At 72.5% G+C, this 21,683-nt stretch carries 17 protein-coding genes and 1 pseudogene; 6 read left to right on the top strand and 12 right to left on the bottom strand.

The window, feature by feature from the left end; translation table 11 throughout:
• Positions 1-191: 191 nt before the first annotated feature.
• Positions 192-1,268 (top strand): C40 family peptidase, encoded by a 1,077-nt coding sequence (locus STRAU_RS05245; protein WP_016639203.1) that lies wholly within the window; start codon positions 192-194, stop codon positions 1,266-1,268.
• 14 nt (positions 1,269-1,282) lie between these two features.
• On the opposite strand, the gene STRAU_RS05240 is transcribed toward STRAU_RS05245, so the two are convergent.
• Both STRAU_RS05240 and STRAU_RS05235 read right to left on the bottom strand, forming a co-directional pair.
• Entirely contained in the window at positions 1,283-2,161 is an 879-nt protein-coding gene (locus STRAU_RS05240) for a LuxR C-terminal-related transcriptional regulator (RefSeq protein WP_310592221.1), read from the bottom strand.
• A complete protein-coding gene (locus tag STRAU_RS05235; protein ID WP_037657647.1) occupies positions 2,158-3,450 on the bottom strand; it encodes an ATP-binding protein in 1,293 nt (430 codons plus the stop codon). The genes STRAU_RS05240 and STRAU_RS05235 overlap by 4 nt, the downstream gene beginning before the upstream one ends.
• 258 nt (positions 3,451-3,708) lie before the next feature.
• Between STRAU_RS05235 and STRAU_RS05230 the strand changes: the two genes are divergently transcribed.
• Both STRAU_RS05230 and STRAU_RS42860 read left to right on the top strand, forming a co-directional pair.
• The gene (locus tag STRAU_RS05230) at positions 3,709-5,046 is read left to right on the top strand and encodes a PspC domain-containing protein (RefSeq protein WP_016639201.1); all 1,338 of its coding nucleotides are present in this window, start codon (positions 3,709-3,711) and stop codon (positions 5,044-5,046) included.
• Complete coding sequence (locus tag STRAU_RS42860) at positions 5,033-5,320, top strand: hypothetical protein (protein WP_037657645.1); 288 nt, start codon at positions 5,033-5,035, stop codon at positions 5,318-5,320. The genes STRAU_RS05230 and STRAU_RS42860 overlap by 14 nt, the downstream gene beginning before the upstream one ends.
• A 29-nt stretch (positions 5,321-5,349) precedes the next feature.
• On the opposite strand, the gene STRAU_RS05220 is transcribed toward STRAU_RS42860, so the two are convergent.
• The 3 genes from STRAU_RS05220 to STRAU_RS05210 form a co-directional block, all read right to left on the bottom strand.
• Entirely contained in the window at positions 5,350-5,868 is a 519-nt protein-coding gene (locus STRAU_RS05220; RefSeq protein WP_016639198.1) for a DoxX family protein, read from the bottom strand.
• A gap of 237 nt (positions 5,869-6,105) precedes the next feature.
• Positions 6,106-7,371, bottom strand: a complete 1,266-nt coding sequence (locus STRAU_RS05215; RefSeq protein ID WP_037657665.1) for a hypothetical protein — start codon at positions 7,369-7,371, stop codon at positions 6,106-6,108.
• 256 nt (positions 7,372-7,627) lie between these two features.
• Positions 7,628-8,413 carry a class II aldolase/adducin family protein gene (locus STRAU_RS05210; RefSeq protein WP_016639195.1) on the bottom strand — a complete coding sequence of 262 codons (786 nt, stop codon included), beginning with the start codon at positions 8,411-8,413 and terminating at the stop codon, positions 7,628-7,630.
• A gap of 187 nt (positions 8,414-8,600) precedes the next feature.
• Between STRAU_RS05210 and STRAU_RS05205 the strand changes: the two genes are divergently transcribed.
• Positions 8,601-9,080: a pyridoxamine 5'-phosphate oxidase family protein gene (locus tag STRAU_RS05205; protein ID WP_016639194.1), complete on the top strand. Its 480-nt coding sequence runs from the start codon at positions 8,601-8,603 to the stop codon at positions 9,078-9,080.
• A gap of 110 nt (positions 9,081-9,190) precedes the next feature.
• On the opposite strand, the gene guaA is transcribed toward STRAU_RS05205, so the two are convergent.
• Positions 9,191-10,771, bottom strand: coding sequence for a glutamine-hydrolyzing GMP synthase (gene guaA, locus STRAU_RS05200; RefSeq protein WP_037657643.1), 1,581 nt, complete (start codon positions 10,769-10,771; stop codon positions 9,191-9,193).
• A 392-nt stretch (positions 10,772-11,163) separates the two neighbouring features.
• On the opposite strand from guaA, the gene STRAU_RS05195 reads away from it, so the two are divergent.
• Positions 11,164-11,475, top strand: a complete 312-nt coding sequence (locus STRAU_RS05195; RefSeq protein ID WP_016639192.1) for a chorismate mutase — start codon at positions 11,164-11,166, stop codon at positions 11,473-11,475.
• A gap of 750 nt (positions 11,476-12,225) precedes the next feature.
• Here the strand turns inward: STRAU_RS05195 and STRAU_RS41300 are convergent.
• Both STRAU_RS41300 and STRAU_RS05185 read right to left on the bottom strand, forming a co-directional pair.
• A complete protein-coding gene (locus STRAU_RS41300) occupies positions 12,226-13,113 on the bottom strand; it encodes a hypothetical protein (RefSeq protein WP_158692018.1) in 888 nt (295 codons plus the stop codon).
• Between the two features lie 183 nt (positions 13,114-13,296).
• Positions 13,297-13,776, bottom strand: coding sequence for a hypothetical protein (locus STRAU_RS05185; protein WP_158692017.1), 480 nt, complete (start codon positions 13,774-13,776; stop codon positions 13,297-13,299).
• 312 nt (positions 13,777-14,088) lie between these two features.
• Between STRAU_RS05185 and STRAU_RS05180 the strand changes: the two genes are divergently transcribed.
• Positions 14,089-15,291, top strand: a complete 1,203-nt coding sequence (locus STRAU_RS05180; RefSeq protein WP_037657641.1) for an LAETG motif-containing sortase-dependent surface protein — start codon at positions 14,089-14,091, stop codon at positions 15,289-15,291.
• A gap of 129 nt (positions 15,292-15,420) precedes the next feature.
• On the opposite strand, the gene STRAU_RS05175 is transcribed toward STRAU_RS05180, so the two are convergent.
• The 4 genes and pseudogenes from STRAU_RS05175 to STRAU_RS05160 all read right to left on the bottom strand — a co-directional run.
• On the bottom strand, positions 15,421-17,250 hold the full coding sequence (locus STRAU_RS05175) for a GMC family oxidoreductase (protein WP_016639188.1): 1,830 nt from the start codon (positions 17,248-17,250) through the stop codon (positions 15,421-15,423).
• A gap of 151 nt (positions 17,251-17,401) precedes the next feature.
• On the bottom strand, positions 17,402-19,018 hold the full coding sequence (locus STRAU_RS05170) for a succinic semialdehyde dehydrogenase (protein WP_016639187.1): 1,617 nt from the start codon (positions 19,016-19,018) through the stop codon (positions 17,402-17,404).
• Between the two features lie 161 nt (positions 19,019-19,179).
• Entirely contained in the window at positions 19,180-20,934 is a 1,755-nt protein-coding gene (locus STRAU_RS05165) for a serine/threonine-protein kinase (protein ID WP_016639186.1), read from the bottom strand.
• A 126-nt stretch (positions 20,935-21,060) separates the two neighbouring features.
• Positions 21,061-21,683 (bottom strand): annotated as a pseudogene (locus STRAU_RS05160) (serine/threonine protein kinase); the annotation flags it as partial.

The following is a 21,683-nucleotide window of genomic DNA, read 5'->3' as shown; positions in this document are numbered from 1 at the left end:
CGTCGTTAGCGCACATCGGGTCACGAACCGGTGACGGTCAGGTTTAGCGTCCTCGCCAGGTGACCGGCTCCCCACCGTCGTCCGGACCAGGGACGGCAGTCGGCCACCTCCGCCGAGAAAGTCCGGCGGCGTCCCGCTCCCCCTGTGCGGGCGCCGCCGGACCGGGCCACAAGGAAGGACGTGGAGCCTCCGTGGCAGCGCACCGCAAGCCCAAGCAGCGTTCGCTCAGCGGCCATACGGCCCGCACGGCCGCCACCCTCGCCCTCGCGTCGGCCGCCACCGCGACCGCCTTCGAAGGCACCGGGCACGCGGACCCCCGGCTCAGCCCCAGCGAGGTCAAGGCCAAGGTCGACGAGCTCTACCGCGAGGCCGAGGTCGCCACCGAGAAGTACAACGGCGCCAAGGAGAAGGCCGACAAGGCCGAGAAGTCCCTGACCGACCTGCGCGACGAGGCCGCCCGCAGGACCGAGAAGCTCAACTCCGCCCGCCAGGGCCTGGGTTCACTGGCCACCGCGCAGTACCGCTCCGGCGCCGTCGACCCGTCCGTCCAGCTCGCCCTCTCCTCCGACCCGGACGAGTTCCTCGAACGCGCCGCCCTCGCCGACCGGGCGGGACTGCGCCAGGCGGCGACCGTCACCGGCGTACGGAACCAGGTCCGCGAGCTCGACCAGCTCCGCACCGAGGCGGACGGCACCCTGGCGGACCTCAAGTCCCGCCAGGCGGACCTGCGCAAGCACAAGAAGACCGTGACCGGCAAGCTCGGCGAGGCCAGGCGGCTGCTCGCCCGGCTGACCGCCGAGGAGCGCGCCCGCGTGGCCGCCGACGACGACGGGCGGGGCGGAGCGGGCGAGGGCACCGAGAGGGCCGCACGGGCCGCCGGGCGCCCTGCTGCGCCCGGCACCGCGAAAGGCGCCCCCAACGCCCGCGCCGCGGCGGCCGTCTCGTACGCCTACAAGGCACTCGGCAGCCCCTATGTGTGGGGCGCGACGGGACCCAACGCCTTCGACTGCTCCGGCCTCACCCAGGCCGCGTACCGCGCCGCCGGCATCTCCCTGCCGCGCACCACCTACGCCCAGATCGACACCGGCCGACGCGTGTCGCGCGCCGAACTCCAGCCGGGCGACCTGGTGTTCTTCTACTCGGGCATCAGCCACGTCGGCCTCTACGTCGGCGACGGCCAGATGATCCACGCCCCCAACCCGAGCGCCCCGGTACGGCTCGCACCGATCAGCCAGATGCCGTTCGCGGGGGCGGCGCGGGTGGCGTGAGCCCCGCCGGTACGTCAGACCAGGCGCCGGGCCGTCGCCCACCTCGTCAGCTCGTGCCGGTTCGACAGCTGGAGCTTCCTCAGGACCGCCGAGACATGGGACTCGACCGTCTTCACGGAGATGTAGAGCTGCTTGGCGATCTCCTTGTACGCGTATCCGCGGGCGATGAGCCGCAGCACCTCGCGCTCGCGCTGCGTCAGGCGGTCCAGATCCTCGTCGACCGGGGCCGCGTCCGTGGACGCGAAGGCGTCCAGGACGAAACCGGCGAGCCGCGGCGAGAACACCGCGTCGCCCTCCTGGACCCGGAAGATCGAATCGACCAGGTCGGTGCCGGTGATCGTCTTGGTGACATAGCCGCGGGCGCCGCCCCGGATGACCCCGATGACGTCCTCCGCCGCGTCCGACACCGACAGCGCGAGGAACCGCACCGGGTTCTCCGTGTCCGCCATCAACGGCGCGCACCGGCGCAGCACCTCGACCCCGCCGCCGCCCGGCAGATGCACGTCGAGCAGCACCACCTCGGGGCGCGTCGCCGTGATGACCGTGACCGCCTGGTCGACGTCCGCGGCCTCGCCGACCACCTCGACGCCCGTGCGCTCCGTCTGGCCGATCTCCGCCTGCACGCCGGTGCGGAACATCCGGTGGTCGTCGACGAGGACGACCCGCACACGGCGCCCGGCCGGGGCACCGCCCGCCGGACCGCCCGGCTCGGCGTCGGCCCCCTCGGCCCCGCCTGCCCCAGCGGCCGCTCCTGTCCCGCTGGGCCCACTGGTCCCGGCGGTCTCGCTCGTCCCACTCGCCCCGGCGGCCGCACCGGCCCCGACGGCCGGGCTCGCGGGCCCCGTCGTCCCGGTCGGCTCCGCGGGCCCGCCCGTCTCGGTCGCGTCGCTCATGTCGCCGCCGTCCTCTCCATCTCCAGCTCGACTTCCGTGCCGCCGCCCGGCACCGCGCGCAGCCGCGCCGTACCGCCGTTGCGCTGCATGCGACCGATGATCGATTCTCGTACGCCCATGCGGTCGTCCGGCACGGAGTCCAGATCGAAGCCCGGGCCGCGGTCCCGCACGGACACGAAGACCGTCTCCCCCTCGACTTCGGCGAAGACCTGCACCGCGCCGCCCTCGCCACCGTACTTGGCGGCGTTGACCATCGCTTCCCTCGCGGCCTGCGTCTGTGCCGTCAGTCCCTCGTCGAGCGGGCAGTCGCCGACGACGACCACCTCGATCGGGACGCCGTGCTTGTCCTCGACCTCCGCGGCGTTGTGCCGTATCGCCTCGGCGAGGGTGTCGGGCTCCTCCGCCTCGTCCTTGCCGGTGCCCTCGGGTCTGTAGAGCCAGGCGCGCAGGTCGCGCTCCTGGGCGCGGGCGAGGCGGCGCACCTCGCCCGCGCTGTCCGCGTTGCGCTGGATCAGCGTGAGGGTGTGCAGCACCGAGTCGTGCACGTGCGCGGCGACTTCGGCGCGCTCCTGGGCACGGATGCGCATCAGCCGCTCCTCGGAGAGGTCCTGCGTCATCCGCACGAGATAGGGGCCGGCGAGCAGCGCGATGCCGACAAGGACGGCGAGCGCCGCCTGCAGCGCCGCCCCGAGGTCGGACGCGGAGCCGCGCAGGACGAAGATGCCGGAGACACCGACCCCGACGAGGAGCACACCGGCCCCGGTCCGGGCGATCGTCAGCGTGCGCCGCCTGCGGCCCACTTCCATCCAGCGGGCCCTGCGGGCGTTGTCCGCCTGGCGCCAGACCAGGGCGACGCCGGCGGCGACGAACAGGGTCGGCCAGAGATACGCCTGCGTCGGGCCGCCGAGGTCCACGCTGCCGACGAAGACCATGGCGACGACGACCATCGCGAGCAGCGCGACGATCTGGCCCTTGTCCGGCTTGCGGGCGACGAGCTTGCGGCGGCCGTCCGGCGCCGTCTCCGTGGCCACCACGGCCGGCCGCTGGGCCTGGGCGCCGACGCCGCCGACGCCCAGCGGGACGAAGAACCAGAACGCCGCGTACAACAGCGCGCCCAGGCCGTTCGCCAGGAACAGGCCGATGAAGATGACCCGCACCCAGATGACGGGCAGCCCGAGGTGCCCCGCGAGGCCGCGCGCGACCCCGCCGAGCAGGCGGCCCTCACCGCTGCGATAGAGCTTCCGCAGCGGCCGCTCGTCTTCGATGGGTACGGCTGCGGCTTCCGGCATGTGTCCGATATTCACACGCGGGCGCGGGCGGGGGCATCAGGGTCGAGCCCCGAGACTCCCCTGATCTCTGCCAGGCGTTTCCCTGATCTCCGCCCGGCACGCCTCTGCTCTCTGCCCAGCACGCCTCTGATCTCTGCCCGGTCCCTGGCCGCCGGGGTGATCAGGGGCGGATCCTCCGGGACGCTCAGGGGCGATTTCAGGGTCGGGCCAGGGTTGTCCCGGCTGCCGCGGCGGGGCCGCGGCCGTCACCATGGAGTCATGACAGATCAGCAGCCCGCGCCGGGCCCGTCGGCCCCGCCGCGCGATCGCCTGTCCGCCCCGGCCGAGGAGCCGGGCGGGCCGGAGGCCGTGCGCGAGCGCAAGTTCCGCCGTGACCGCCGGCATCGCAAGCTGGGCGGCGTGTGCGCGGGTCTGGGCCGGCAGTGCGACATGGACCCGGTGATCTTCCGCGTCGGCCTCGCGGTGCTGGCGATCACCAGCGGCCTCGGCCTGGTGTTCTACGGCTTCGCATGGCTGTTCATTCCGTACGAGGACGAGGAGGAGAACGAGGCGCGCCGTCTCCTGACCGGCCGCGTGGACGGCCACGCGCTGACGGCCGTGCTGTTCGCGCTGGTGGGCTGCGGCGTGTTCCTGACCCTGCTGAACAACAGCAGCGCGCTGACCTTCGCCGCCGTCCTGGCCCTGCTGCTCGCGGGCGCGGGGTATTGGTCGCGGCAGCGCGGCGCCCCCGATCCGGACCCGGTGGCGGCCCAGGCCGTGGCGGACGCGCCGCCGGAGGCCAAGGCCCCGCCCGTGGCCGGCGGCCCGTCCTGGTGGCGCGACCCCCTCACGAAGGGCGGTCCGCTCGAAGGAGTGCCGAAGTACTTCTGGGGCCCGGACCCGGTCACGGTGCGCTATCAGCCGGACGCCCCGCACTCCCCCGCGGGAGGCGGTGCGCCGGCCCCGGGGCCGCCCGGCCCGCGCGGACCGCGCTGGATCGGCGGCTGGATATTTCTCGCAGCGGTGCTCGCGGGCTGCCTCGGCTCGGCCCTGACCTGGGAGGACCAGCCGCTCGGCACGAGCTTGCAGACCGGTTTCGCCTGCGCGCTCGGCGTGCTCGGCCTCGGTATCGCGGTCAGCTCCTTCCTCGGGCGCACGGGCGCGGGCTCGATCGTGATAGCGGTGATCCTCGCGGCCCTCGTCGCCTGCTCCGCCGCGCTGCCGAAGACGATCACCACGAACTGGATGCGCACGGACTGGCGCCCGGCGGCAACGGCGGACGTCCGCCCGGCGTACGAGCTGGGAACAGGTGTGGGCACGCTGGACCTGAGCCGGATCGACCTCCGCGAGGACCAGACGGTGACCACCCGTGCGGAAGTGGGCGCGGGCCGCCTGAAGGTGATCGTGCCGAAGGACGCCGAGGTGAGGCTGCGGGCCGAAGTGGGCCTCGGCGACATCCAGTTGCCGAGCGACAACAGCCAGGAGGTGGACATCGCCCCGGACAAGACGAAGAAGACGACGCTGGCCCCGCCCCGGGGCACGAAGGACGGCGGCACGGTCGACCTGCGGCTGGAAGTCGGCGTCGGACAGGTGGAGGTGGCCCGTGCCGCGACATGAGTTCCAGCCCGGCAGGCTGGTGGCGGGCTTCTTCCTGGCCCTGGCGGGCCTGGTGTACGCGGGCGACGCGGGCGGCCTGTGGGACACCCCCTGGTTCGCGATCATCCCGATGGTGACGGGAGGTCTGTGCCTCGCGGGCGCCACGGCGGCCGTGGCCCACGGCATACGCAAGGCCCGCGGGCCGCGCCCCGGACGCGGGAGCCTCGCGGGCAGTTCGGCCGGGCGGGGGCCGGAGAGGTCAGACGTCCGGGGGCCGGAGGGGTCGGACGGCTGAAGGTCGGGGGCAGGGCGACCAGGGCCGACCTAGCCGAGGCCGCCAAGGCCGCCGGCTCTGCGCCGCTCCGCGAGCCACGCGTCGACGGACAGGTAGGCCGCGCCGGCGAGGATCAGGGGCAGCCAGGCCATCAGGTATGGGAGGTCGTTGCCGTAGTAGTAGGGCTCTTCGTGCCAGCTCATGGTCAGCCAGAGACTGAGGGAGATGAGGGCGCCGCCGAGGGCGGCGATGCGGGCGAACAGGCCGATCAAGGTGCCGATGCCGACGGCCAGTTCACCGAGGGCGATGGCGTAGCCGAAGCCGACGGGGCTCTTCAGAGCCAGGTCGACCAGGTCGGGGAAGGCCGCGAGGTCGCGCACGCCGCGCATCGTCTCGCCGATCGAACCGGTGCCGCTCTCCTTCATGAAGGCGCTGTCGGTGATCTTGTCCAGGCCCGCGTAGATGAAGGTGACGCCGAGGAAGATCCTCAGCGGGAGCAGGGCGTAGCGGGTGGCGTTGTCGCGCCAGTCGTTCCGTCTGCCATAGCTGGTGTGGCTGTCCGAGCGCATGCCATGAGCCATCGCTGTCCGCCGCCTCTCCCGCGCCTCGGCCGTTGACCCGTCAACTGACGATACGTACGGGAGGAGGCCGCTGCTCAGTGGCGTGCGGAGGGTTCTTCGGGGGCTTCCCGGAGGCACCACGAGGTTCCAGGGTTCCGGGGCACACGGGAGGGGGACGTCCATGCGTCCATTCGGAGCGGTGCGGGTGGCCGCGCGTCGCGCGGTGGCGGCTGTGCGGCGGGCCGGTCAGTCGGTGACGTCGATCGTGCAGCGGTTGGTCTCGACGCCCGCCGCGGTGATCACTTGGACTTCGACGCGGCCGGGCTCGACGTCGACGGGCACGGGGACGGTCAGGACGGCGTCCGTCGGGTTGGTGAAGCCGCCGGGCACGGGCACGAGCGGCACATGGACGTGGACGGCGCCGATGCGGACGGCCATCTTGGCCAGCCGGTCGGCGCTGCCCGCGCCGGGCGGGACGAAGCCGGCGCCGCGGATCTCGATGTCGTCGCCGGTGCGGATCGGCGCGTCCAGGTCACCCGCCTCGCGGGAGCGGACGACGGAGAGGATGACGGGCCGGCCGCCTTCGGCGTACTTGCCCGCCAGGTATGTGGCGGCCGACACGAGCACCAGCACGGCGAGGCCCCACGGCAGGTCGGGCAGCTGCTCGGGGCGGCGGGCGAGCCGGACGGCGACGAAGACCACGGCGACGGCGCTGACCAGGACGTACTGGACGTCGGCGAAGTGGCCGCGGCCCGCGTCGTCGGTGAGCAGGTCGGCGGCGCGCGGCCGGTCGGCGCGCACCTTCTGCAGCCGCTGGGCGAGGACGCGCAGACCGACGACACGGCGTACGAGCACGGCGACGCCACAGACGACGGCGAGGACGGTCACCAGGCCCACGGCCCGGGACAGGCGGAGGCCGTCGACGAGGTCCTCGCGCGCGGCTTGGCCGGGGGCCGCGGCGAGTTCGCCCGCGAGGACGAGCACGGCGAAGACGACGAACAGCACCCAGCAGGCGGCGACGGCGCGGGAGGTGGAGAGCCGGTTGTCGTCGCCGATGACCGGGGCGAGGACGCCACCGCGGGCGCGGTGCAGGTATGCGGCGCCGCTCAGGATCGCGCCCATGACGCACGCGGCGAGCAGCCCGGCCGTGCGCGCGGCGGTCCAGCCGGTGCCGATGGCGGTGAGCGCCTGGACGAGGAGCAGGACGACGACGGCGGCCCAGGCGACGGCGAGGGTGCGCGGCCAGAGGCGGCCGAGCCATGCCTCGCCCTCGGCGCGACTGCGGTCGGCGACGGCCCGCGCGGACTGGGTCAGCTCGTCCGACACCCACTGCCGGGAGGCGCTCGCCGAGTGGACGACGGCCGCGGGCACGCCGTGCCCGGCCGCGAACTCGTCACGTTGGGCGACGAATTCGGCCACGGCGCGCCGGTGCCCCTCGCTCGCCCCGTGCGGGCAGTCGCCGCAGGTGCAGCCGCCTCCGTGCGCCCCGTGCCTGGCTTCCTGGACCGCCACCGCGTACGCCGCCTTCCCCACCCTTGACCGGAGCCACCGCGGGCCGCGCGTCCGGATCTGCGTTCGATCGCGCGGCCGTGAACTTCCTTGCGGTGTCTGGGAATTGTGCCGCACGGACGCCTGTGCGTGCTCCACGGTTCAGGTCAGCACGGGTGGTGTGGCGGCACGCGGGTTGACGCGGCGCGTGCGTGGGCACGCGTGTGCGGCGAGTGAGGCGGGCGCGGCGGGTGGGGAAAGGACGGGATGCGGTGCGGCGTCAGGTCAGGAGGTCGGGTTCGCTGCGGCTGATGTCCTGCCACAGCGACTGGTAGTTGATCCAGGCCACGAGGTCGCTGCCGAGCTGTTCGCGGGTCCCGACGGCTGCCTTGTGCCCGATGAGCACGGGGCGGCCGGCGGCGCGGGCGGCGAGCTGGACCTGGCAGGAGCGTTCCATGGAGATGAACCACCAGGCGGCGGCGTCGACGGAGCCGCCGAGGGTGAGCAGCCCGTGGTTGCGCAGGATGAGGGCCTTGTGGTCGCCGAGCCCGGCGGCGATGAGGCGGCCTTCCTCGGCGTCGACGGTGACGCCGGTGTAGCCGTCGTACAGGGCGTGGCTCTCGTAGAAGGCGCAGGACTCCTGGGTGATCGGGTCGAGGAGTTCGCCGAGCGCGGCCAGCGCGCGGCCGTGCGTGGAGTGGCAGTGGGCGACGGCGACGGCGTCGGGGCGGGCCCGGTGGATCTGGGCGTGCACGGTGAAGGCGGCCTGGTTGACGTGGTGGCGGCCTTCGACGACCTGGCCGTCCCCGTTGGCGAGGACGAGGTCGCCGACGGTGATGTGCTTGAAGGGCATGCCGAACGGGTTCACCCAGAAGCAGTCGTCGTACTCGGGGTCTCGCGCGGTGATGTGTCCCGAGACGCCGTCCTCGTAGCCGAGGCGCCCGAAGATCCGCAAGGCGCCGGCGAGCCGCTCCTTGCGGTGGCGCCGTTCGTCCTCCGGCGTCTCGTGCGCCGGCGGCATCGCGAACTGCAACCGCTCGACGGGTATCGGTGTGGGCGCCTGCATGTGTCCTCCGTCCCTGGCCGTACGGAGCGGAAGTTACCGCCGGTCAGCGCAGGACGACAGGGGTCTCTTGTGAAGGGAGTCTGGAGCAGGGGCGAGGGGGCGGTACGGGAGGCGATGCGCGAAGCGGTTCCGGGACGGCGCGCAAAAGGCGACAGTGGTTGTCTGGTTTCGGCGGGAGACTCGGCGCATGACCTTCAACTGGGCGGCCTTCTCGGCCGCGGAACCCGAGCTGGCGCGGACTGTCGAGGACCGCTTCGGACAGTTCACGCACCACATCCTCGCGACGCTGCGCAAGGACGGGGCGCCGCGCACGACGGGGCTCGAAGTGCGTTTCCTGAACGGGGAGTTGTGGCTCGGGATGATGCCGAGCTCACTGAAGGCGCTGGACCTGCGGCGCGACCCGCGGTTCGCGCTGCAGGCGAATCCGGGACCGGGCATGGAGATGGCGGGCGGCGACGTACGGATCGCGGGGCGGGCCGTCGAGGTGCGGGACGCGGAGACGATCGCGCTGTACACGGACGAGGTGAAGCCGCCGGACCCGGAGACGTTCCACCTGTTCCGTACGGAGCTGACCGAGGTCGTACGGACGTACATCGAGGAGGAGAAGTATCTGGCGGTGCAGCTGTGGAAACCGGGGCAGCCGGTGCGGACCACGCGGCGGGCGTGAGAACGCCGGTGCCGCCACCCGGTTCATGGGTGGCGGCACCGGCGTTCAGGCCACGGGAGCCGATCCCGCGGACGCTCGGGTCGCGAGGACCGGCCGCGCCCGCGTGGGGACTACTCCCACTCGATGGTGCCCGGCGGCTTGCTCGTGACGTCGAGGACGACGCGGTTCACGTCGGCGACCTCGTTGGTGATGCGGGTGGAGATGCGGGCGAGCACCTCGTACGGCAGGCGGGACCAGTCGGCCGTCATGGCGTCCTCGGAGGAGACCGGGCGCAGCACGATCGGGTGGCCGTAGGTGCGGCCGTCGCCCTGGACGCCGACGGAGCGGACGTCGGCGAGCAGCACGACCGGGCACTGCCAGATGTCGCGGTCGAGGCCGGCCGCGGTCAGCTCCTCGCGGGCGATGGCGTCGGCCTCGCGCAGCAGGTCGAGGCGGTCGCGGGTGACCTCGCCGACGATGCGGATGCCGAGGCCGGGGCCCGGGAAGGGCTGGCGCTGGACGATCTCGTCGGGCAGGCCGAGCTCCTGGCCGACCATGCGCACCTCGTCCTTGAAGAGCTTGCGCAGCGGCTCGATGAGCTGGAACTCGAGGTCCTCGGGGAGGCCGCCCACGTTGTGGTGGGACTTGATGTTGGCGGTGCCGGTGCCGCCACCGGACTCGACCACGTCCGGGTAGAGGGTGCCCTGGACGAGGAACTCGACGGGCTGGTCGCCGGGCGCCTCCGCGACGATCTCGGCCTGGGCCTGCTCGAAGACGCGGATGAACTCGCGGCCGATGATCTTCCGCTTCTCCTCGGGGTCGGACACCCCGGCGAGCGCGGCGAGGAACCGCTCCTGGGCGTCGACGACCTTGAGCTGCACGCCGGTCGCGGCCACGAAGTCCTTCTCGACCTGCTCGGTCTCGCCCTTGCGCATCAGGCCGTGGTCCACGTACACGCAGGTGAGCTGGGAGCCGATGGCCTTCTGGACGAGCGCCGCGGCGACCGCGGAGTCCACGCCGCCGGACAGGCCGCAGATGGCGCGCTTGGTGCCGACCTGGGCCTGGATCGCGGCGACCTGCTCGTCGATGACGTTGCCGGTGGTCCAGGACGGGGTCAGGCCCGCGCCCCGGTACAGGAAGTGCTCCAGGACCTGCTGGCCGTGCGTGGAGTGCATGACCTCGGGGTGGTACTGCACGCCGTACAGCTTCTTCGCGTCGTTCTCGAAGGCCGCGACCGGGACGACGTCCGTGGAGGCCGTGACGGCGAAGCCCTCGGGGGCGGCGCTGCACGCGTCGCCGTGCGACATCCACACGGACTGCTCGTCCGGGGTGCCCTCGAAGAGGGTGGAGCCGGACTTCGACACGTGCAGGGGCGTGCGGCCGTACTCCCGCGCGCCGTTGTCGTCGACGGTGCCGCCGAGGGAGGTCGCCATCAGCTGGAAGCCGTAGCACATGCCGAAGACGGGGACGCCGGCCTCGAAGAGGGCGCGGTCCACCGTCGGGGCGTGCTCGGCGTAGACCGAGGACGGGCCGCCGGAGAGGATGATCGCCGCGGGGTTCTTGGCGAGCATCTCGGAGACCGGCATGGTGCTGGGCACGATCTCGCTGTAGACCCGGGCCTCGCGGACGCGGCGGGCGATGAGCTGGGCGTACTGCGCTCCGAAGTCGACGACCAGGACGGTGTCGGGGGCGGCGGGCGGCGCTACTGGCACGGTTTGCCTTCCGGCGGTGAGCAAGGGGTGTGTACTGCCGATTCTAACGGGGGGCCGGGTGGGGGTGCCCGCGGTGGTTTTTCGCCCCCTCCGCCCCTGCCCGTCCCGTGCTTATGGGGGCTGCGCCCCCTTGCCCCCGGCTACCGGCCCTCCGGGCCTCGTCCTCAAGCGCCGGACGGGCTGAGCGATGGCTGGCGTACACTGCCCTCATGCTCTCGCACTCGACCTTCCTCTTTACCTATGGCATCCGGCTCGCCGGCTGCCATGGTCGAGCTGCTTGACGTAACGCCAAGCGACTTCCCAGGCGCCCCGGGCCGACAAGGCCCGGGGCGTTCTGTCGTTTCCGGGCCGCGTCGCCCCGGGGCACCGCCACCGGATCAAGGAGCCCCACCATGAGCGCCACCACGACGACCGCATCCCCGGCCTCCCCCACCGAGAGGACCGGTGCCCGCACCCCCGAGGCCGCCGAACTGATCGGCGGTGCCCGTGAGCGCATCGACGCGCTCGACGACCGGATCATCGGCCTCGTCCAGGAACGGATGGCCGTCTCCGCCGTCATCCAGGAGGCACGCATCGGCTCCGGCGGGCGGCGTGTGAACCTCTCCCGCGAAATGGAGGTTCTCGGCCACTACAGGGACGCCCTGGGCAAGCCCGGCACGCAGCTCGCCATGACGCTCCTCGAGCTGTGCCGGGGCCGCGTCTGAGCCCCGCCTCAGCAGGCGGCCGGGCCCGGGAAAAGCGGAACCGCTGCGCCACGGACCTGAGTTCGGATCTTCTCTCACCCGTACGGCGCGTGACTGGTTCCGGACAGACTTCGTTGGTCCCGGTGTCCGTGCCAGCCAGGGGCGGGCCGCAAGAACCACGCGTGGCTCCGCTGGAGCGATGAGGCGTACGCATCGCGTGTGCGCCGTGGGACCTCGCTCCAGAGAAGTGACCGGACGGCAGGGGACAGCAGCCCGGTCACCCAGGGAACGGCCGGCTCCGGGGACGCCCGGGGCCGACCGGCCCCCGTCCCGCCGCCTTCCCGGTTCCCTCCCGTTTCCCCTCCGGTTTCTCCGCCCGTTCTCCGCCCCCTTCCCACTCCGTTCCAAGATGTCGTCGAAACGGTTGCGCGGAGAACCGGCCATCCTCCACGATGCGTAGAGGAGACGGGCTTCGGGCGCCGCTCTCCACAACTTGATTGCCATTGGTCTACACCAGTCGCGCGCCCCTTGCGCGCCGGGTCGGCCACCGGCTCCCCCAGACCAGCGGCGCACTCCCCCCGGCGCCGCCCCGCGGCACCGACGCTGCCCTGACGTCGGTGCTGACAGCCAAGGGCCCCGCGGATCCGTCCCGCGGGGCCCTTCGCTCTGTCCGGCCGGCTCGCCCGGCCGCGCCGCCTGCGCGCTACCTCACCTTGTCCGTGCGCGCTACTTCACCTTGTCCGTGCGCGCTACTTCACCTTGTCCGTGCCACTACTTCACCTTGTCCAGCTGCGCGTCGATGACCGCCGGCGCCACCTTGGGCTCGTCGTCCGCCTTGTCCGGCCCGGGCACGTCGAGACCGCCGGGCTCGCGGACTTCCTCGTCGCGCGCGACGTCCGCCGGGTTGTAGAAGTTGGTCGCGGCGAAGGAGACGAGGGTCGAGCCGTCGCGCACCACGACGACGGTGCGCCGCTTCACGTAGTCGTCCTGGTGACTGCCCAGCTTGTACGCGACCGCCTCGTCACCCTTGTCGGGCGCGGGCAGGGAGGCGACGCCGCTGTAGCGCATGGTGCCCGCGCGGAACGTCGCGCACCGCTTCGCCTTGGTCGCCGCGCGCAGTTCCGTGAGCGCCTTGCGTGCCGCGCCGGTGTCGTCGTACGCGAACATTTCGATGTCCGTCGGGGAGGCGCCGCTGCGGCCCTTGGGCGTCACCGTGCGGCCGAGGTGTGCCTCCGCCTTCGGCGGGGTGGCGGAGGCCAGCATGTCCGAGAGCGGGCGGCAGGCGGCGGGCTTCGCCGGGGCGCCGTCCGACGCGACCTCGAACCTCGACCGCTCCTTGGCCAGCACGTCGTAGTCGTAGCGGTCGAGGTCGCCCTTGGCCAGGGCCGACACCGTCAGCTTCCGCGCTGCCGGGGACTCGTCGCCGGAGCCGTCGGAGCCGTCGGAACCGCCGGCCGCGGAGCCGCCACCGCCGGACCCCCCGCCGGCTCCGGAATCTCCCGCGCCGCCGTCCGGCCCCTTCGGCTTCGCCTGCGATGTCGACGACTCGCCGCCGTCGCGGCCGTCGCCTCCGTCACCGTCGCCCCCGCTGCACGCGGCGGTCAGGCCCAGAGCGGCCGCGACCGAGACGGCCACCACGACACGCGACAAAGACTTCACGTTCCCCCTCTTCCTCGCGTGCCCCGCGCGGATCACGCCGCGCACACGCCTCACACGCCTCACACGTCCATGCGGAATCACCCGCACCCCTTCTACGACTGAAGATCGCCGTCCGCGGTTCCCTCCGCGCGGGACGCCTCGCCCGGACCTCACGGCGCGGACCTCACCGCTCCGCCCCGGACCTCACTGCCAGGGCCAGAACCGGTAAGGGCTCAGGAGCGCGATCGCGAGGATCATGCAGCCCCCGACGATCACCACGCTGCGGACCTGCCGCCACCGCTCGGACCGTTCCGACCGCCCTGCCCCCGTGGGCGCCGCGCGCCACTCGTCGGGGCGCCAGGGCTGCGCGGACTCCTCCCTGCGCTTGCGCCGCTTGCGGCCGACGACACCCTCGGCCTGCTGCCGGGCCGCCTCCTCGTCCAGGCGGCGCAGCCGCTCGGCGACCATGCGCGCCCGCGCGGAGGGTTCCTTCGGAGCGGACGCCCGGATGTCCCGCTCGCTGTCCTCCTCGAACTTGCGCCACACCTCGTCGGGTATCGACTCCGTGTCGGATATCGGCGCTCCGCCGGGTATCGACCCCGCGTCGGGTATCGGCGCCCCGCCGGATGTCGACGCCTCGTCGTCAGGTTCCCGCTCGGGCTCCCGCGGCGACTGCACGGACATGCTTTCCCCCACATCCATTCGCGGCCTTCCCTCGGCCGCCCCCGGCCCGGCCCGCCTCACCCGCACGCCGGCTTCATCTCGCTTGCAAACGGGGGAAGTTCTACGACACCCCACGGCGGCCGCACAAGCCAAGTCCCTTCACGACCTCCGAACATGTGACCCAAACCACATAAAAGTTCTGTCAGTTCAAGGGCAACCATTCGCGGACGACGCAGGTCATCCATGCGTAACAACGGCCACTTCCGCGCCCGACGCGGAGCCTCCACCTCCGTACCGCGCGGCGCGCGGTGCGCCGGACTCTCTGAGGTCTTCATGAAGCTTCGCCGTGCTCTGGCCACCGCGGCCGCGACGGCAGCGATCGCCCCGCTCGCGCTGCTCTCGGCCCCGGCCGCCTTCGCAACTGGGGATGCGAACACCACGCCGTCCGCGAGCACGACCGAGACTCCGCCGGTGGACACTCCCGGCCCGGAGGACCCCGCGAAGCCGGGAGACGACACCAAGCCCGAGGACCCCGCCAAGCCTGGTGACGACACCAAGCCCGGAGACAAGCCGGGGGACGACACGAAGCCCGGCGACAAGCCTGGGGACGACGGCGCGAAGCCGGGTGACGACACCAAGCCCGGCGGCGACACGAAGCCCGGCGACGACGGCGCCAAGCCCGGGGACGACACCAAGCCCGGCGACAAGCCCGGCGGTGACACGAAGCCCGGCGACGACGGCGACACCAAGCCCGAGGACGACGCCACCCCCACGGACGAGCCCACCGAGTGCCCGGCCGACGAGGACACCGGCGAGGACGCCGAGAACAAGCTGGAGCTCGAACTCTCCGGCCTGCCCGGCAAGATCGTCGCGGGCAGCGGCTGGCACGAGTTCACGCTGACCGCCGCCAACCCGAGCGACGAGGACCTCGGCGAGGTCGAGTGGCTCGCCGCCGTGGACAACTTCTCGCCGAGCGAGGACGAGAAGGACTGGCTGAGCACCTACGCGCGGATCCAGTTCTACGACCCCGAGGCCAAGGGCTGGAAGTCGATCATCGACGAGGTCGAGAGCGGCGTCTCCTTCGGCAAGACCACGCTCGGCGCCCAGGAGCAGGTCGAGATCAAGCTGCGCCTGAACATCAGCAAGAAGGCCCCGGCGGGCGACGGCTACGCGCTCGGCCTCGGCGGCTACCTCGACGCCGAGCAGAACTGCGTGCACAACGCGTTCGCGTTCTTCGACTTCACCGTCCTGAAGGCCGGCAGCGGCAACGAGCACCCCGGTGAGGCCAAGCCCAGGCCGGGCGCGGTCAAGCCGCCCGTCCTCGCGGAGAAGAAGCCGCAGGGCGGCGCCAAGCCGATCAAGCAGGTCAAGACCGTCCCGGACGCCGCGGAGATCCCGCCGACCGGGAACCTCGCCGAGACCGGTTCCAGCTCCATGCTGCCGACCATCGGCATCGTCGGCGGTATCGCCGTCGTCGCGGGCGCGGGCGCGGTGTACGTCGTGCGCCGCCGCTCCGACTCGGACGCCACCGCGTAGGCGACCGACCGGTACGCCGCCGCTGGCGACGTACCCCAAGACGCGGAGGACCTGCACTCGGAGGGGGGTGCAGGTCCTTTCGCGTACGGGGCGGCCCCAGCACGTGTGTACGTAACCGCCGTGGGCGGGCTACTTCTTCGGCGGTACCTCCGGCACCCCGAGGAACGGCAGCCGCAGCGCCCCGAACGCGTGGTCCGGCACCGTCGGGGACTTCGGCTCGACCGGCGCGAGCCGCGCGTACGCGGCGCCCTGGGCCGGACGCGGGTCCGCCTCGCCCTTGTTCGGCCAGAACGACATGGCGCGCTCGGCCTGCGCGGTGATCGTGAGGGAGGGGTTCACGCCCAGGTTCGCGGAGACCGCGGCGCCGTCGACGACGGAGATGCCGGGGTGGCCGTAGAGGCGGTGGTAGGGGTCGATGACGCCGGTGTCGGGGCCGTCGCCGATGGGGCAGCCGCCCAGGAAGTGCGCGGTCAGCGGAGTGCCCATCAGTTCGCCGACGTTGGAGCCGGGGAAGCCGTTGATCTCCTCGGCGATCAGGGACGCGGCCCGGGTGGCCTCGGGTATCTGGTCCGGGTTGGGCGCGCCGTGGCCCTGGCGGGCGGTGAGCAGGCCCTTGCCGATGCCCTTCTCCTTGCGGTACGTGGTCAGCGAGTTGTCCAGGGTCTGCATGACGAGGCCGATGATGGTGCGCTCCGACCAGCGGCGGTTGGACAGCGAACGGGCCGTCAGGAGCGGATGGCGGGCGGTGTTGGCGAGCCAGCCGGCGACGCGGGCCTTGCCGCCCTTCATCGTGTACGGGACCTGGAGCAGCGTCATGCCGCCCATCGCGTTGGACTTCTTGCCGTAGCGGACCGGCTCGATGTGGGTGGTCCCGTTCGGGTGGATGGACGAGGTGATGGCCACGCCCTTGGTGAAGTCGACCTTGCCGCCGCTGCCCAGGAGGGAGCCGCCGTGCCGCTTGCGGTAGCGGCGGTCGGTCGTCTGGGCGCCCACCAGGGCCTCGGAGTTGGTGCGGGTCAGCTCGCCGAGGCGCCCGGATATACGGGGCAGCAGATGGCCGTCCTTCATGCGGTGCAGCAGCGTCTGGGTGCCGTAGGTGCCGGCGGCGAGGACGACGCGCCGGGCCCGGAAGGTGCGGCCCCGGCCCTTGCGCTTGTTGTCGGTGGGCAGCGTGCCCACCGCGTAGCCGCCGCGCGAGTCCTCGGTGAGGGTGACGACGGACGTCATCGGGTGAATGACGGCGCCGGCCTTCTCCGCGAGGTAGAGGTAGTTCTCGTTGAGCGTGTTCTTCGCGCCGTGGCGGCAGCCCGTCATGCACTCGCCGCACTCGGTGCAGGCGCGGCGCGCAGGCCCGGCGCCGCCGAAATAGGGGTCGGGAACTTCCGCCCCGGGACCGGCCGTTGACTCACCGGTGGCGTCCCGTCCGTCACCGAAGAAGACGCCGACCGGCGCCATGTGGAAGCTGTCGCCCACTCCCATGGCCTGCGCGGCGGCCTTGAGGTGGACGTCGGAGGGGGTGGTCGTGGGGTTGAGCCGCACGCCGAGCATGCGCTTGGCCTGCTCGTAGTAAGGACGCAGCTCGTCCTGCCAGTCCGTGATGTCCTTCCACTGCGGATCGTTGAAGAACGCCGCAGGCGGTACGTAGAGCGTGTTCGCGTAGTTCAGCGATCCGCCGCCCACGCCCGCGCCCGCCAGGACCATCACATTGCCGAGCAGGTGGATGCGCTGGATGCCGTAGAGGCCGAGCGCCGGGGCCCACAGGTAGTTCTTCAGGTCCCAGGAGTTCTTCGGCAGCGTCTCGCGCGTGAAGCGGCGGCCCGCTTCGAGGACGCCGACGCGATAGCCCTTCTCCGTGAGCCGCAGAGCGGATACGGATCCGCCGAAGCCGGAGCCGACGACGAGCACGTCGTAGTCGTAGTCGTCGTCGCCCCGGTGCCGGGCAGAGTTCTCCTGTGACATTGACTCTCCTCGTGAGAACGGGTCCGCTGAGCGGTCTTGGCGAGCTCGGGTGCGGTGCCGCGCCCCGTAAGGGGCGCGGGGCTGTGACATGGTGCGGCTCCGCCGCGCGGGCGCGCCCAGCCCTCACCGGCCCGCGGGCTTCCTGCACAGCTCAGCGCAAGCGGAGGGCTTTCATGAGCCGAAGGCTCCGCGTCATGAACGCCGCGTACTTCTCGTCGTCCATGCCGAAGGACGGCGCCAGCGGGATGAGCCGCTGGTGGGCCACCGTCTGCGCCTCGGTGTACTTGAGAATGCCCTCGGAGCCGTGGCGGCGGCCGAGGCCCGAGTCCTTCATGCCGCCCATCGGCGACTGCACGCTGCCGTAGGCGGGCGCGTAGCCCTCGTTGATGTTGACGGTGCCGGTGCGAAGGCGGGCGGCGAGGGCGCGGCCGCGCCTGCCGTCCTTCGTCCAGACCGAGGAATTCAGGCCGTAGGAGGTGGAGTTGGCGAGTTCGACGGCCTCGTTCTCGTCGGTGAAGCGGTAGATCGAGACGACCGGGCCGAAGGTCTCCTCGGTGCACACCGCCATCGGCGACTCGACGCCGTCCAGGATGGTCGGCTCGTAGAAGTAGGGGCCGATGTCGGGCCGGGCCGTGCCGCCCGCCACCAGCGTGGCGCCCTTGGCGACGGCCTCGTCGACGTGCCGCTTGGTGGTCTCGAACTGCCGCTCGCCGACGAGCGAGCCCATCTCGGCGCCGTAGGCGAGCGAGCGCCCGAGCCGCATGGCCCTGGTCTTCGCGGCGAACCGCTCGACGAAGGCGTCCGCGACGGCCTCGTGGACGTACAACCGCTCGATGGAGATGCACAGTTGACCGGCGGAGGAGAAGCAGGCGCGGACCGCGCCCGCGGCGGCCTTCTCCACGTCGGCGTCGTGCAGGACCAGCATGGCGTTCTTGCCGCCGAGTTCAAGGGAGACGCCGACGAGGCGGGCGGCGGCGCCCGTCGCGACCTCGCGGCCGGTGCGGGTGGAGCCGGTGAAGGAGACATAGTCGGCGTGCTTGACGATCTCGGGGCCGATGACGGGGCCGTCGCCGAGCACGACCTGGAAGACCTCGGCGGGCAGGCCCGCCTCGATGATCAGGTCCCGGGCCCAGAGCGCCGTCAGGGCGGTCTCGGTGTCGGGCTTCATCACCAGGGCGTTGCCCGCGACGAGGGCGGGCAGGGCGTCGCCGATGGACAGTTCGAGCGGGTAGTTCCAGGGGGCGATCTGGCCGACGACACCGCGCGGCTGGCGCAGTTCGGTGACCTTGGTGAGGGTCGGTACGACGCCGGTGTGGCGCTTGGGGTTCAGATACGCGCCGGCGCGGCGGCCGTAGTGCCGGGCCGCGACGGTGACGGCCTGGATCTCCTCGTGCGCGTGCAGGCGCGCCTTGCCGGTCTCGAGCTGGATGAGGTCGAGGACCTCGGCCTGGCGCTGGAGCACAAGGTCGTGGAAGCGCAGCAGCACGGCGGCGCGTTGGCGCACCGGCGTGCGCGCCCACGCGACCTGCGCCGCGCGCGCCCGCTCGAAGGCGGTCGCCACGTCCTCGGGTGTGGACTCCGGCAGGTCGGCCAGCTTCTCGCCGCTGAACGGCGCGTGGTTGGCCGTCCGGCCCGAGCCGATCACGTCACGGGTGAGCTGGGCGACCAGCTCCGGCGTGACCACGTCCGCGGCGGTGCGGGCGCCGCTGGGGGCCGGGGCGACCGGGTTCGTTCCGAGGGGCTTGGCGGGGGCCTGCGAGTCCGTCATGGACGTGAGCGTATGCCTGAGCGAGCGCTTTGGGTACCCATGGGTAACGAGGTTTCACGGGGCAGGCACACATGCCCGCGGGCCGCTTCCATCGCTGCCAGTGCTTGCTGGCGGCAAAGGTGCTGATCAGGGCGTTCCCGGTCGGCCCTCCTCCGCCCGGCTCACGGCTTGGCGATCTTCAGGTTGTCGATCGCCGTCTTCGCGACCTCACGCCCGCGCTCGGTGAAGTCGCTCTTGTCCGGGTAGTCGATCCACAGCTTGTACATGTCCCCGGACTTGGTCTTGTAGTAGAAGACCTTGGCCTCGCGCGGGTACTCGACGTCGGTTTCCTTGTTGACGTACGGGATCAGGTTCTCCGCGGACTGCCTGCCCTCGTACTCGCCCTGCGTCGTCTTCTTGCCCGCGCCCATCACGTCCGGGCTGAACGATCCCACCGAGCCGCCGCCGTCCAGCGTCTTCATGTCCTCGTACGCCTCGGCCATCGACGTGCCCGCGATGTAGTTCAGGTCGTCCTCGGACTTCTTGGAGAGCTCCAGGGTGAGGGAGATGCCGCCGCTCCTGTCCGAGAACGTGACCCAGTGCTCCTTGGGCGTTTCGTCGTTCGTGGTCCTGCGGTACCCCTCCGGCACCGAAACCGTCGCCCCCAGCGCCTTCTCCTCGCGCTGCTCCCAGCCCTCCGTGTCCGACGCACCGCCGAACGGGTCCACGGCGAGCACCACCCCCGCGGCCACCGCCGCCACGACCACGACGCCCACGGCCACCAGCGCCTTGGGGCCGAGGAACACACCCTTGCCCCGGCCCGGCGCCGGCGCCGGGCCGCCGCCCGCCGCGAACCCGGTCACGACCTGGGTGGCGGGCAGCCGCGGGGGCGCCGGCGGCTTGACGGCGTCTTCGAGCAGGGCCCGGACCCGGGCCGCGTTCGGGCGGTGGGCGGGGTCCTTGTGCAGCAGCCCGTTGATCGCGTCCGCGAGCGGGCCCTGCGCCGACGCGGGCGCCGCGGGCGTCGCGTTGAGCACCGACTGGAGCGTCGCGGGCGTGTTGTTGCGGCGGAACGGGGACACGCCCTCCGTCGCCGCGTACAGCACGACGCCGAGCGACCACAGGTCGGAGGCCGGCCCGGGCCGCTGCCCCAACACCCGCTCCGGAGCGATGAACTCGGGCGAGCCGACGAAGCCGCCGGTGTCCGTCAGGTTCGTCTCGCCCTCGATCTGGGCGATGCCGAAGTCCGTGAGGACCACGCGGTCGTGCCGGCCCAGCATCACGTTGTCCGGCTTCACGTCGCGGTGCAGGATGCCCGCCGCGTGCGCGGCCTCCAGGGCGCCGAGCACCTCCAGGCCCACCCGGGCCGCGTCGCGCGCGCCGAGCGTGCCCTCGTCGCGCAGGGCCGCGCCGAGCGAGCGGCCCTGCACGAACTCCATCACGATCCACGGCTGGCCGTCCTCGACGACGACGTCGTGGACGTTGACCACGGCCGGGTGGTCGAGCCGGGCGGCGGCGCGCGCCTCGCGGCGCATCCGCTCGAAGGCGTTGGCGCGTTCGCGCTCCGGCAGATGGTCCGGGACGCGCGGCTCCTTGACGGCGACCTCGCGGTCCACCGTCTCGTCCTTGGCCCGCCACACCGTGCCCATGCCGCCGTGGCCGAGCTTCGACAGGAGCCGGTAGCGCCCGCCGACCAGCCGGCCCGAGCCGGGTTCGGCCTGCGTGACCTGGGTGGGCCCCGGCGGCTGCTGCGCGGGCTGGTGCGGCTGGGTCGGCTGCGCAGGCCGAGATGGCTGATTCGGTACGGCGGGCGCGGGCTGCTGCGCGTACGGATTGGGGTACGGCTCACCGCCACCCTGCTGCGGGGGCTGCGGTGGCTGCAGGCCGTAGCTGGTGGTCTCGTTCGGGCCGTAGGAGGCTCCCCCGTCGTTACTCATGCCCCCATGACTACCGTGCGCGGCACCCCGGGTTCCAGCCAGGGTGCCCACTTGTGACCGGGGTGATGCACGAACCGGGAACTCCGGCTGCGTACGCCCGCCGAAGTCAGCGACGTACGGCCGCAGTCATCGACGTACGAACGTGTCCACCGCCGTGTCGAAGTACCGCCGCGCCTCCCGCGTGAGCCCCACCGGCGACGACACCCACACGTCGTACATCCGGCCGCCCTCCTGCCAGCACAGGTCGAAGGTGTGCCGGGCGCCCTCGTCCGTGCTGAAGCCGTCCCAGGTGAACTGCCACAGCGCGGCGGGGCGGCCGTTGCGGGTGGTCTCGGTGACCTCGGCGTCGCGGTAGCCGGGGTTGTTGCGGGGGCCCTCGGCGTGCGAGCGGCGCTGCGCGGCGAGCGGACCGCCCGGCTCGGCGGCGCTCTCCTTGATGCCGATGCGGAAGGCGCCGCCCGGTGAGACGTAGAAGGTGCGCGGTCCGTCCGTCTCGCGGTCGTAGCCCTTGGGCACGGCGAGCGCGAAGCCGCGCTGGTCCTTGGCGAGGCGGTAGCCCTTGGGCGCGTCGGGCGTGGAGGGGCGGGCGGTGTCCGGGGTCTTGGTGACCGTCGAGGTCGCCGTGGGCCTCGGGCCGCCGGAGTCGGTGGGGGTGTCCGGGGACGCCGAACTGGGCGACGAGGTCCGGCCGCCGTCGCCGTCGCCGTTCTGCCCGAGCAGCAGCGCCGCCGCCGACACCGCGCCGCCCG

Origin of the sequence: Streptomyces aurantiacus JA 4570 (assembly GCF_000414115.1) — a bacterium.
In the GTDB taxonomy this organism is placed as follows: domain Bacteria; phylum Actinomycetota; class Actinomycetes; order Streptomycetales; family Streptomycetaceae; genus Streptomyces; species Streptomyces aurantiacus_A.
This window is presented reverse-complemented; position numbering and strand designations above follow the sequence as displayed.